Origin of the sequence: Longimicrobium sp., assembly GCF_036554565.1 — a bacterium.
GTDB lineage: Bacteria > Gemmatimonadota > Gemmatimonadetes > Longimicrobiales > Longimicrobiaceae > Longimicrobium.
In genome coordinates this window covers 1-12480 of record NZ_DATBNB010000400.1, presented here as the reverse complement: position 1 = coordinate 12480, position 12480 = coordinate 1, and the positions used below count along the sequence as shown (strand labels likewise).

The window sequence follows — 12480 nt, the reverse complement described above, 5'->3', positions numbered from 1 at the left end:
GGTGATGGAGGGCATGGCCGCGTACACGTCGGCGATGCGGGGCAGGATGCGCGGCTCGCCCGCGATCACCGCGCGGCGCTCGGCGTTGCTGACGGCCGTTTCCATCACCGAGATGGGCATGCGCTGCGACACGCCGCTGCGCCGGTCGATGCGCTTGTCGTCGCGCGCCAGGAACGCCACCCGCTCCACCAGCTCGGCCACGAACGGGGGGATGCTCACCTCCATCGAGCCGCCGTCGCGCGACAGGTAGGCCTCCTGCCGCGTGATCTCCATCCCCTCTTCCGTCGTCCGCGGATAGTGCGTGAGGATCTCGGAACCGATGCGGTCCTTGAGCGGCGTGATGATCTTGCCGCGCGCCGTGTAGTCTTCGGGGTTGGCGCTGAACACCAGCATCACGTCCAGCGGCATCCGCACGGGAAAGCCCTTGATCTGGATGTCGCCTTCCTGCAGCACGTTGAACAGCCCCACCTGCACCTTGCCCGACAGGTCCGGCAGCTCGTTGATGGCGAAGATGCCGCGGTTGGCGCGCGGCAGCAGCCCGAAGTTGATGGTCAGCTCGTCGCTGAGCAGGTGGCCGCCCCGCGCCGCGCGGATGGGGTCCATGTCGCCGATCAGGTCGGCCACGGTCACGTCGGGGGTCGCCAGCTTTTCCACGTAACGCCGGTCCGGCCCAATCCACTCGATGGGGGCGTCGTCGCCCGCGTCGCGCAGCAGCTCGCGGCCGTACTTGCTGATGGGGGCGAACGGGTCGTCGTTCACCTCCGAGCCGGCCAGGACGGGAATCTCGGGATCCAGCAGGGTGGCCAGCTGGCGCAGGATGCGGCTCTTGGCCTGCCCGCGCAGCCCCAGCAGGATGAAGTTGTGCCGCGCCAGGACGGCGTTGGCCAGCGCGGGGACCACGGTGTCGTCGTAGCCCACGATTCCGGGAAACATGGTGTGCCCGTCCTTGAGCCGGGCGATCAGGTTTTCGCGCATCTCCGCTTTCACGGAGCGGGTTCGGTAACCGGAGGCGCGCAGGGCGCCGAGCGTGGTCGCGAGCTGGGTCATCAGGGCAGACGGGTGGCTCGGGAAGGAGGTCACGGGCGCGGCGCTCCGCCGCAAGAACCGGGCGATGTCAGAATCCGCGGCCCTCGCGGCGTTCCCATCTAAGCCCCTGGTCGACATCGGCCGGTGCGGGTTCCTGTCCAACAGCAGACCACGGGAGGACGCGATGGCGATGATTTCGGGGGGAACGCGCGGCGGGTTCACGGCTTCGATCAACATGACGCCGATGATCGACGTGCTGCTGGTGCTGCTGATCATCTTCATGGTGGTGCAGGCCAGCCTTCAGCGCGGGCTGTCGGTGCACGTACCCGCGCCGAAGACGGACGGGCCCGTGTCGCCACCGGGAACGGAGAGCCTGGTGCTGGAGGTGGAGCCGGGCGGACGCTTCGCGCTGAACCAGAAGCAGCTGGACGGCGCACGGCTGACGGAGGAGCTGCAGGCGGTGTTCGCGAATCGTCCGCGCAAGCTGCTGTACGTGAAGGCGTCGGAGCAGCTCTCGTACGGCGAGGTGATCCACGCCTTCGACGCCAGCCGCGCCGCGGGCGTCGACATCATCGGCCTGATGCCGGGGCACTGACGATCGGGCTCTTGTCCGGCGGTGGAGCATCGCCGGACAGGAGCCTCGACGTGTTCATCGTACGTACCAGCACCCCACGCGCTGTCATCCCGACGGAGCGGCCACGGCGAGCCTGCCCGAATACCGTAGATTGCAGCGACCGAGGGATCCGCCACACAGCGGGAAAAGACGCGCCCCACTTCTCTCGTCCACAGCCCAGGGTTCCCGGCCGTTTGGCCGACTGTCGATAAACCAAAAGCAGTGTGGTTTCCGCGGGTTTGGTGCGTCACTCGGGGTGTGTGGCGGGATCCCTCAGTCGCTGCGTAGTAGCGTGTGCGGGCTGGTTGGGAATGGCCGCTCATCGGGTTGACATCCCGCGCTTTCCCACGCGTATGTGGCCGAGGAAACGGTATGGCTTACGGCGCATCACCACAGGCCGGTCACGTGCTCCCGATCGTCAGCGCCAGGTCCTGCCAGGTGGGATTGTCGGGGCCACGAGCGCCAGCTTCTTCTTACGCGACCATGACTTGATCTGCTTCTCGCGCGAGATCGCACCCGCCACGTCGTGCGTGTGCTCGAAATAGACCAGCCGGTCCACAGCGTATCGAGCCGTGAACCCCGGCACCAGCTTGTGCTTGTGCTCGTGGACGCGGCGGATCAGGTCGTTGGTCATCCCGACGTACAGCGTGCCCGATTCGCTCGTCAGGATGTAGACGTAGTAGTTGTTCACTCGGGTCAGCCGGGTACGAACAGAACGGTGATCTGTGCTTCCGCAGCCGTATGGCGTCACGCGTGGTGTGTGGCGGATCCCTCAGTCGCTGCGTAGTAGCGTGTGCGGGCTGGTTGGGAATGGCCGCTCCATCGGGATGACATCATGGGCGACGGCCGTAACCATTCCGACCGCCCTTACGCCGCCTCAACCCCCAGATTGCGCCTCAGCAGCGCGGCGGGGTCCGGGTCGCGGCCCATGAAGCGGCGGAACAGGTCCGCGGGGTCCGCGGCGTCGCCCTGGCTGAGCACGTGCTCCACGAAATCCCGCCCCACCTCGCGGCTGAACAGCCCCTCGCGCTCGAACCGGCTGAACGCGTCCGCATCCAGCACCTCGGACCACAGGTAGCTGTAGTACCCGGCTCCATATCCACCCGAGAAGATGTGCGCGAAGCTGGTGACGAAGTGGTCGTGCGCGTACTCGGGGCGCGCGTGGAACCCCTCCATCACCCGCTGCGCCCGCTCCACGGGGTCCTCGCCCGAGGCCGGATCGAAGTGCACGTGAAGCTCCAGGTCCATCGTTCCGAAGCTCAGCTGCCGCATCTGCAGGTGCGCGCCCATGTGCACCCGCGCCGCCTTCATCTTCTGGAACAGCGCCTCGGGAATGGGCTCGCCCGTGTCCCAGTGCCGCGCGAAAAGGTCCAGCGCGGGGCGCTCCCACGTCCAGTTCTCCATGATCTGCGACGGGAGCTCCACCCAGTCCGTGGCCACGCGCGTGCCCCCCAGCGCGGGCACCTCCACGCGCGAAAGCACGTGGTGAAGCAGGTGCCCGAACTCGTGGAAGACGGTCTGTACCTCGCGATGCGTCAGCAGGGCGGGGCGGCCGCCCTCCGGCGGTGACACGTTGGCCGCCACCACGGCCAGGTGCGGCTCCCACCCCTCCGCCCGCGGGCCGCCGACGACCAGCCCGCCCATCCACGCGCCGCCGCGCTTTTCCTCGCGCGGGTACCAGTCGGCGTAGAACCCGCCCAGCAGGCTCCCCGCCTCGTCGTACACGTCGTAGAAGCCCACCTCGGGGTGCCACACCTCGTCCACGCGGCGCGGCTGCACGCGCACGCCGAACAGGCGCCGGGCGATCTCGAACAATCCCTCCAGCACGCGGTCCAGCGGGAAGTACGGACGCAGCTCCTCGGCATCCAGGTCGTAGCGGGCGCGGCGCATCTGCTCGATGGCGTACGACATGTCCCACGGCGCCATCTCGTTCATCCCCAGCTCGGCGCGCGCGAACGCCTCCAACTCGGCGATCTGCCGCTGCCACACGGGCCGGGTGCGCGCCACCAGGTCTGCCTCGAACTCCACCGCGCGCGCGCCGCTGCCGGCCATGCTGTCTTCGAGCGTGTAGTCGGCCCAGTCGGCGAAGCCCAGGATTTCGGCCAGTTCGCGGCGCACGGCCAGGATGCGCCGCAGCACGGGGCGGTTGTCGTGAGGGCCGTCCGCCGCGCGGTTCATGTACGCGTCGTACATCCGCTGGCGCAGGTCGCGGCGGGCGGCGTACTGCATGAACGGCTGGTACGAGGGCAGCTGCAGGGTGAAGCGCCATCCATCCACCCCCTTGGCCGCGGCCGCGGCGCGCGCCTGCGCCAGCGCCGACTCCGGAAGGCCCTCCAGCTCCGCCTCGTCGGTCAGCACCATCTCCCACGCGTTGGTGCTGTCCAGGACGTGGTTGGCGTACGTTTGCCCAAGCTGCGACAGCTCCACCCGCAGCGCCTCGACCCGCTCCTTCTGCGCCGGGGGCAGGTCGGCGCCCGCGCGGCGGAAGTCGAGCACCACCTTTTCCAGGTGCCGCGCCCTCACCCCCCGCAGCGCCCGGGCATCGTCCGTCTCGGCGTACGCCTTTACCGCCGCCCACAGCTCCGGGTTCAACGCCAGCCGGGCGCTGAACGCCGAGATCTCGGGGAGCACCGTCTGCCACGCCTGGCGAAGGTCGGGCGTGTCCATCACCGACAACAGGTGCCCCATCGGCCGGGTGACCCGCCCCATCCGCTCCGTCACCTCTTCCAGCGCGCCGACGGTGTTGTCGTACGTGCGGGGCCCGTTCAGCTGGATGATGGCGTTCAGCTCCTCCGCCGCCTGCGCCAGCGCGGCGCGCACCGCGGGCACCACGTGCGCGGCCCGGATGCGGTCGAACGGAATGGCGGCCCGGTACGTGAGCAGCGGGTTGTCGTGGAGGACAGCCCGGGGTTCGGCGGTGGTGGTCATCAACGCGGATGCGATCGGGTTCACGGATCTGGAACTCTGGCGCGGACATGGCACGCGCCGGGCCATCTTCACGGAAAGGTTGGCGTACCACTCCGCGCGCGCCGGGTTCCCGGACCGCAATGCGCGCACTTTCGTCCGCGGGAGAAAGGGCGTGACCATGAACGCCGCCCTGCGGATGCAGTAGCGCGTAAGCTACTGTCGTGTATAGATTTGGATGCACGATCACGGATCGTTCGATCTCTCCCCCCCACTCCCCGCGGTTCGAATCCCATGCACACACGTATCGCACGTTCCGGCCTGATGCTGGCCGCCTGCGCGCTCGCCGGCTGCGCGCAGGATCCCACGCAGGCGCAGCCCGACGGCGCCGCATTGTCCGTTGCCACCGCGGCCGGTGGGCCGCTGCACACGGGGCCGGACAACGATTACCAGCCCAGCCTGTTCCGCACGAGCGACGGCCGCCTGATGACGGTCTTCGAACGCCTGGCGCCGCGCACGAATTCCGGCGACCTGTACGTGTCGACCTCGTCGGACAACGGCGTGTCGTGGTCCGCGCCGGCGCTGATCGTGGGCACCCGGGCGAGCGAGCGCCACCCGTCCCTGGTCCAGCTGCCCTCGGGAGCGTTCGCGCTCTTCTATCTGCTGGTCGATTCCAAGGGCGCGTACACCATCCAGCGCGCGACGTCGGCGGATGGCAGGACGTGGACGGCCCGCGGGGCGGTGAGCCTGGGATGGGGCACGGCTGGCGACATGAACCCCTCCGTCATCGTGGACGCGGACGGGTCGCTGACGATGACGTACCAGCGCCACAACGGAACCACGTACGTGGGATACCTGGCGCGCAGCCTGGACGGGGGCGCCACCTGGGATGCGCTCCGCACGACGGTGACCGGCGGCGGCCAGGGGATGCTGCCCCGCATCACCCGCCGCGCGGCCGACGGGCTGTACATGGCCACGTACCAGGCGACGGGCGCGGACGGCAAGCTCGCCATCTTCGCGAAGACCTCCGCCGACCCGTACGCCTGGCCCGCGCAGGCGACGGTGATCTCCACGGTGACGGACTCGCACGATTCGCAGCCCATCGTGCTGGAAGACGGGCGCTTCCTGCTGATGTACATCGGCCTGGGGAGCGACGCGGGCTACAACCTGTACTACCGCACCACCGATGGCGTCACCTGGGCCGCGCCGGTGAAGGTGACGACGGACCTCGATCTGTACGACGTGGAGCCGCACCCGGTGCTGCACGGCACGCCCGGGCGCGTGGTCCTGGCCTGGGGGCGCCAGCGTGCCCCCTCGTCGGACTTCGACATCTGGGTCAATCCCGCGCTCGACATCCAGTAGCGGTCGCCGAACGGAGGACGGAGAAGCAGGGGAGGCCGTGGGCTTCCCCTGCTTCTCCGCTTCTACGCGACGCGGTCCGATCAGGCGATGCGCGCGGCTTTGCGGACCACGATGGGGGAGCCGTCGGCGAGCAGGGCGGAGCGGGGCGGTGCGGACAGGCACTCGGCGAAGGCCGGGCCGTACAGCGCGGCCACGTCGCAGTCCAGCGTGGCGGATTCAGCGCGCCACACCTTCCAGCGTGGATGCTCCACCTGGTACTCTACCGTGCCGCCGTCGCGCTGGCGGGCGTATCCCCAGTAGTGCTCCGTGATGAACTCCGCCTCGGAGCCTTCCGCGGCCGGGGCGGCGGGGCCCGCCACGGACGCCCGCAGCGTGCACCAGCGGCCGCGGTGGCGCCATCCGTACTCCACCGATCCACCCGAATCCGCCCGGACGTCGTTGCGGTGCCGCATGGGCAGCGCGGCGTAGTTCTCGTTGTATACCCAGCGCGCGACCGCCGCGATGGCGAAGCGCGGCACGATCTCCTTGACGAACACCACGCCGCGACGCCACCCCTCCGGCCCTTTCCGCCGAACGTAGAAGCGCAGGTTCAGCTCCTCAAAGTCGCGGTGAAAGGGGATGGGCACGCCCAGCACCCGCGTCCGCAGGAACATGAATCCCACCACGCTGGCGTAGGTGACGCCGCCCCACTCGTCCAGCTCCGTCCCGGCGGGAACGAGGGGACGAAGCAGGGCGGGTGGCACTTGGTAGTTCAGCATCGCCAGCCACCGCCACTCGGCGGTCAGGAAGGCGCCGCGGGCGGAGGGGTCAGGGGGCTTCATTCGCCCCGGCTTCGGCCGCGCGGGCTTCGGCGTCCTTCTGGGCCTTTTCCAGGCGCTCCTGCACCTTTTCCTCGGCGCGGCCGGTGATGGCGTCCAGGCTGGAGTCGTTGGCCACGGTATCGTCGGCCATGTCGGCGCCGCTGGAGCAGGCCGCCAGCAGGGCGAAGGAGGCGAGTGCGATGAATCGGGTCATCGGATGGAGAGTTCGGGGATTGTACAAGGATTCATCGCAGGGATGTTGGGGCGGTGCGTCATTTGGCGCAACGGCGGCTGTCGCCCGTCACGCGGACGATGGACCCGCGGGCGTGGTTCCGTGCCGCTGCCGCGTGGTGTTCGAATAGGCCATGAAGATCTACCTCGTCCCGGTGCATCCGTGCTGAGAGGGCATGACTTCGATCGAGGTTCGACGGGACTGGCGCATGCCCCGGCCGCCCCCCTCTCCCGGCCTCTCCCCCATAAACCCCATGGGGGAGAGGAGAATTCGAGTGCGCTTCGGCTGGCCTGGTGCGCCGGACTGGCTCCCTTCCCCCGCGCGCAGTTTGGGGAGAACTTCGGCCGGGGTTCGACAGGGTGCCTTGCATGCCTCTGGGAGCCCCCTCCCCCCGACCCCCGTCCCCCGCTGCGCAGGGGAGGGGGTGAACTGCACGACTTTCCGGGCGCGCCACACACGCCAACTCACTCCCCAGCAAGCCAGTCTGCGAAGGCAGACTTCGTGTGTTTGTTGCAGCGAATTCATCCGCCCGTGCAGCGGCGGAACGAAAATCATCCGTTCCACTGCAATCGCCCGGGGAACGAACGTTCCATAAGTCGGTATCAATGCGCTTCCTGCACCACCACTCCCCGGGAGACGCATGTCCGGAAAAGTTCGTTTACACGCAGCGGCTGCATTGGCCGCCGCCGTCTTGGGCGCCTGCGCGCCCTCCTCGCCCGTTCAGCCCTCGCCCACGCTGGGGCTCGGCGTAGACACGGCGGGCTTCGACCGCTCCGTTCGTCCGCAGGACGACTTCTTCCAGTTCGCGAACGGCGGCTGGCTGGCCCGCACCGAGATCGCGGGCGACCGCGCCAGCACCGGCAGCTTTGTGGAGCTTCGCGACCAGTCGCAGGCCGCCATCCGCGCCATCATCGAAGAGGCGGCCGCGGGGTCGCACCCGGCCGGCTCCACCGCGCGCAAGGTGGGCGACCTGTACGGCAGCTTCATGGACACCGTCCGCATCGACCAGCTGGGCATCACCCCGCTCAACGAACAGCTGGCCTCCATCCGCGCCATCCGCGACCGCGGGCAGCTCCCCGAGACCTTCGCCCGCATGGCGCGCCAGGGCGTGGGGACTCCGTTGGGCGCCGGCGTAAGCCAGGACCGCGGCAACTCCAGCCGCTACGTGGTGAGCGTCGGCCAGTCCGGGCTGGGGCTTCCCGACCGCGACTACTACCTGACGCAGAACGAGCGCTTCGGGGCCATCCGCCAGTCGTACACGGCGTACGTGCAGCGGATGCTGGAGCTTGCGGGCACCGCCAACGCGGCCGACGCCGCGCGGCGCGTGGTGGCCTTCGAGACGGAGTTGGCGCGCGTGCAGTGGGACCGCACCCGCAACCGCGACGCGAACGCCACGTACAATCCCACGGCGCTCACGGCGCTGCAGGCCACCACCCCCGGCTTCCGCTGGGCGGAGTACCTTCGTGCCGCGGGAATGAACGGCGTGGACACCGTCGTGGTGCGCCAGCCGGACTACTTCGCCGGGATGGACCGCGTGCTGGCGGCCACGCCGGTGCAGGACATCCAGAGCTACCTGGTGTTCAAGCTGGTCGACGGCGCGGCGCCCTACCTGAGCCGCGAGTTCCGCGACGCGCGCTTCGCCTTCCGCAGCGGCGTGCTGAGCGGCGTGCAGCAGCAGCCCCTGCGCTGGAAGAGCGGCGTGGACGTGGTAGAGGGCTCGCTGGGCGAGGCCGTGGGCGAGCTGTACGTGCAGCGGCACTTTCCCGCCGAGTCCAAGGCGCGGATGGAGCAGCTGGTGAAGAACCTGGTGGAGGCGTACCGCGAGGCCATCGACGAGCTGGAGTGGATGAGCCCGGCCACCCGAGCCCAGGCGCAGGAGAAGCTCGCGAACTTCAGCGTCAAGATCGGCTATCCCGAGAAGTGGCGTGACTATTCGGCGCTGGAGATCCGCCCGGGCGACCTCATGGGCAACATCCGCCGCGCCCAGGAGTTCGGGTACAACCGCATGATCAACCGCCTGGGCCAGCCGGTGGACCGCGCGGAGTGGGGGATGACGCCGCAGACGGTGAACGCGTACTACAACCCCACGAACAACGAGATCGTGTTCCCGGCGGCCATCCTGCAGCCCCCGTTCTTCGATCCCAACGCCGACGACGCGGTGAACTACGGCGGCATCGGCGGCGTGATCGGGCACGAGATCAGCCACGGCTTCGACGACCAGGGCCGCAAGAGCGACGGCGCGGGCAACCTGCGCGACTGGTGGACGGCCGCGGATGCCTCGGCGTTCGAGCAGCGCGCCGGGATGCTGAGCCAGCAGTACGGCGCGTACGAGCCGCTGGAGGGCGCGCGCGTCAACGGCCAGCTGACCCTGGGCGAGAACATCGGCGACCTGTCGGGACTGGCCATCGCGCACCGCGCCTACCGCCGCTCGCTGAACGGCGGCCAGGCACCCGTGATCGCCGGCTTTACCGGCGACCAGCGGTTCTTCCTTGGATGGGCGCAGGTGTGGCGCACCAAGTACCGCGACCAGGCGCTCCGCCAGCAGCTGCTGACGGACCCGCACTCGCCCGGGATGTACCGCACCAACGGCGTGCTTGTGAACCTGCCCGCGTTCTACGAGGCCTTCAACGTAAAGCCGGGCGACCGGATGTACGTGGCCCCCGAGAAGCGCGTGCGCATCTGGTAAGCCGGGCGGGTTGATGGATGATGAACGAGCCCCTGACCGCTGATGCGGTCCGGGGCTCGGTTCGTTCAGGGGCCGCAACCGGACCTCTCGATGTCAACCCGAGGAACACCCGGTGTCATCCTGAGCCCCAGGCGCACCAAACCGGCCCGCAAACCGCACCTCGCGGGGCGAAGGATCTAGCCGCGGAAGCCTTGAAGCTTGGCGCGGCAGCGGTCACGAAAGCCAAGGCCTCCGCCCCGCCCGGGCGAATGAATTCGCTGCAACAACCACACGAAGTCCGCCTGCGCGGACTGGCCTGTTCTCGTGTGACGAGAACCCTGCGGCGCGCCCGTGGGTGTGGAGGGCTGATAGAAACTCCTTCACCCTGCGACGAGTGCCGCGGCGGCCCAACTGCGGGATGTTGCATCGACAGCTATCTTCGTCCATCAGCACCATCTCCCACCTGGCAATGCGCTGATCGATGAAAAAGCTCTGGATGTCGGATTCGCTGGAGCAGTGGCAGGCTGCCGTCGATTCATACGAGGCCGTTGTCGCGGCGCAGGGCGTCGCGCGGCTGGCGGAGCTCGACCGCTGGTACCGCACGGAGCTGCCCGGCGCCATCGCATCCCGCCAGCCGAAGCACGCCACGCACGACGAGCTCGTCCGCGCGACGGAGTGGAAGATGGCGCGCGGCGTGTGGAGGGCGCGCAACCTGGTGCTGGTGCGCGGCAACTCCCCTGATGACGTGGTAAAAGCCAGCACCCGCGCGCTGGCGGCGGTTCCGGACCCGCGCGTACCGATCGCCGTCATGGCGGAGCTCGCGGGTGTGGGCCCGGCGACGGCGTCGGCCATCGCGGCGGCGGCGGCGCCCGAGACCTACCCCTTCTTCGACGATCTCGTGGCGGCGCAGGTGCCCGGGCTGGGAGAGACGGCGTTCACCATCCCATTCTACCTGAAGTACGCCGCGGCCATCCGCGACCGGGCGAAGCAGCTCGGCTGGACACCGGTGCAGGTGGAGCAGGCGCTGTGGGCGAACGCGGGCGGAAAGGCGGGAGCAAAAGCCGGGAAGAGGTAAGGCTCACTCGAGCGGGGGCTTCATCCATCCCCCGCCCGAGCCTCGGAGTGCTCCGGAGCGACGTCTTCCCCACCCTCGTCGGCTGCGACGAACTCGCGGGGGAGCACGAGGGAGAAGGTGCTGCCCTGCCCGGGCTCGCTCTCCACTTCGATGGTGCCGCCCAGCATCCGCGCGTACTGGCCGGAGAGGTACAGCCCCAGCCCCGTTCCGCCGTGCGTGCGCGCCAGCCCGCTCTCCAGCTGCTCGAAGGGCCGGAAGAGGCGCTCCTGGTCCTCGTGGGGGATGCCGGGGCCGGTGTCGCAGACCGAGAGCGCCACGACGCCGTCCATCGAACGAACCTGGATGGACACCTCGCCCTCGTCGGTGAACTTCACCGCGTTGCCGGCGAGGTTGATCAGGATCTGCCGCACCTTGTCGGGATCGGTCTGCACCACCGGGTGAGGGTCGCACCCGTCCAGGCGAAACTCCAGCGACTTCTGCGTTGCAAGCGGCTGGATGACGTCGGCCACCTCGCGCGCCAGGTCGCACAGGTCCACCGGCTCCGTTCTCACCTCGGCGTGCCCCGCCTCCAGCCGCGAGAACGAAAGCACCTCCTCGATCAGCCCGCGCAGGTGCCGCGACGCCGTCTCGATGCGGTTCAGCGAGTTCACCTGGGGCGCCGTCACGGGGCCGTGAATGCCCATCTGCAGCAGCTCCACGTGCCCCAGCACCGCGTTCAGCGGCGTGCGCAGCTCGTGGCTCATGGTGGCGATGAAGTCCGACCGCGCGCGCGCCGCCGCCTGCGCCGCCTCCAGCAATTGCGCGTTTTCCACCGCCACCGCCGCGTGGCGCGAAAGGCGGTCGAGCAGCATCAGGTCTGCGTCGGTGAAGGGCTCGGTGCCGCGCGCGCGGACGGCGGTGAGCGCACCCAAGGCCCCGGAGCGCCCCAGCAGCGGCGCGCAAATGGCCGACGCGACCCTTTGCACGTCGAGCACGGTACCCGTGGCGCGCGGATCGGTGGCGATGTCACGCACCAGCAGCGGCCGTCCTTCGCGCGCCGCATGCCCCACCAGCGTGGTCTCGGCAGGCAGCTCGCTCCCGGCCGCATTCCTCAGCAGCCCCGTGGCGTCGTCGCTGATGCGCAGCATGCCGTCCGGCAGCAGCAGCGCGATCCCGCATCCCTGGCATTCCACCAGCCGCACCACGGCCTCCGTCACCCGCCGCAGCACCTCGCCGGTGTCGTGCGTGGAGGCGAGGGACCGCGCGATCTCGCCCAGCTCCTCCAGCTCTTCGGCGCGGCGGGCGAGCGCCGCGGCCATGTCGTCGAAGTCCCGCCCCAGCTGGGCCACCTCCGCGGGTGCGCCGGCCACCAGCCGCCCCACGCGCGCCTTGCGGTCGCCGCCGGCCAGGGCCATGGCCGTGGCCCGCATGTGCAGCAGGGGCTCGGCCAGGTACGCGGCCAGCAGGCTGCTGGCGCCCAGGGCGAGCACGATCACCCCGATCAGCAGCGAGAGCAGGCGGACGTACGAATCGGCGACGAAGCCCTGGATGGACGAGTAGGGCTGCTCGATCCACACCACCCAGCCCAGGGACGGGATGCGCTCCACCGCCGCCAGCACCCGCGCCGCCTGCTGGGCCGCGGGCGCGCGCGGGCCGGCGCGGGAAAAGGTGACAGTCCCGCCGTCCGCCGCCGCCATCACGGCGCGGTAGCTGGCCGAATCGGCCATGTTGTGCGGAACGTCGCCCTGGTGGTAGGGCGCGTCGCTGTCGTAGATCACGCGCCCGCGCATGTCGGCCACGTGCAGGCGCTCTTCGGGCCCGGGC

The 12480-nt window shown here is 69.6% G+C and carries 10 protein-coding genes; 4 read left to right on the top strand and 6 right to left on the bottom strand.

The window, feature by feature from the left end; genetic code table 11:
- On the bottom strand, window positions 1-1047 hold a 1047-nt coding region (locus tag VIB55_RS11100; protein WP_331876727.1), incomplete at its 3' end, for a sigma 54-interacting transcriptional regulator.
- A 163-nt stretch (window positions 1048-1210) separates the two neighbouring features.
- On the opposite strand from VIB55_RS11100, the gene VIB55_RS11095 reads away from it, so the two are divergent.
- On the top strand, window positions 1211-1621 hold the full coding sequence (locus tag VIB55_RS11095; RefSeq protein WP_331876726.1) for a biopolymer transporter ExbD: 411 nt from the start codon (window positions 1211-1213) through the stop codon (window positions 1619-1621).
- Between the two features lie 436 nt (window positions 1622-2057).
- Here VIB55_RS11095 and VIB55_RS11090 read toward each other — a convergent pair whose 3' ends face one another.
- Both VIB55_RS11090 and VIB55_RS11085 read right to left on the bottom strand, forming a co-directional pair.
- A complete protein-coding gene (locus tag VIB55_RS11090) occupies window positions 2058-2330 on the bottom strand; it encodes a GIY-YIG nuclease family protein (protein WP_331876725.1) in 273 nt (90 codons plus the stop codon).
- Window positions 2331-2506: 176 nt separating this feature from the next.
- The gene (locus VIB55_RS11085; RefSeq protein ID WP_331876724.1) at window positions 2507-4591 is read right to left on the bottom strand and encodes a M3 family metallopeptidase; all 2085 of its coding nucleotides are present in this window, start codon (window positions 4589-4591) and stop codon (window positions 2507-2509) included.
- A 246-nt stretch (window positions 4592-4837) separates the two neighbouring features.
- Between VIB55_RS11085 and VIB55_RS11080 the strand changes: the two genes are divergently transcribed.
- Window positions 4838-5905, top strand: a complete 1068-nt coding sequence (locus VIB55_RS11080; protein WP_331876723.1) for a sialidase family protein — start codon at window positions 4838-4840, stop codon at window positions 5903-5905.
- An 80-nt stretch (window positions 5906-5985) separates the two neighbouring features.
- Here the strand turns inward: VIB55_RS11080 and VIB55_RS11075 are convergent, their stop codons facing one another.
- Window positions 5986-6726, bottom strand: a complete 741-nt coding sequence (locus VIB55_RS11075) for a DUF2071 domain-containing protein (protein WP_331876722.1) — start codon at window positions 6724-6726, stop codon at window positions 5986-5988.
- On the bottom strand, window positions 6713-6919 hold the full coding sequence (locus VIB55_RS11070) for a hypothetical protein (RefSeq protein ID WP_331876721.1): 207 nt from the start codon (window positions 6917-6919) through the stop codon (window positions 6713-6715). The genes VIB55_RS11075 and VIB55_RS11070 overlap by 14 nt, the downstream gene beginning before the upstream one ends.
- Window positions 6920-7577: 658 nt before the next feature.
- On the opposite strand from VIB55_RS11070, the gene VIB55_RS11065 reads away from it, so the two are divergent.
- Together VIB55_RS11065 and VIB55_RS11060 are read left to right on the top strand one after the other, a co-directional pair.
- On the top strand, window positions 7578-9623 hold the full coding sequence (locus tag VIB55_RS11065; protein WP_414681450.1) for a M13 family metallopeptidase: 2046 nt from the start codon (window positions 7578-7580) through the stop codon (window positions 9621-9623).
- 460 nt (window positions 9624-10083) lie between these two features.
- On the top strand, window positions 10084-10677 hold the full coding sequence (locus tag VIB55_RS11060; RefSeq protein WP_331876719.1) for a hypothetical protein: 594 nt from the start codon (window positions 10084-10086) through the stop codon (window positions 10675-10677).
- A gap of 20 nt (window positions 10678-10697) precedes the next feature.
- Here VIB55_RS11060 and VIB55_RS11055 read toward each other — a convergent pair.
- On the bottom strand, window positions 10698-12480 hold a 1783-nt coding region (locus VIB55_RS11055), incomplete at its 5' end, for a GAF domain-containing sensor histidine kinase (protein ID WP_331876718.1).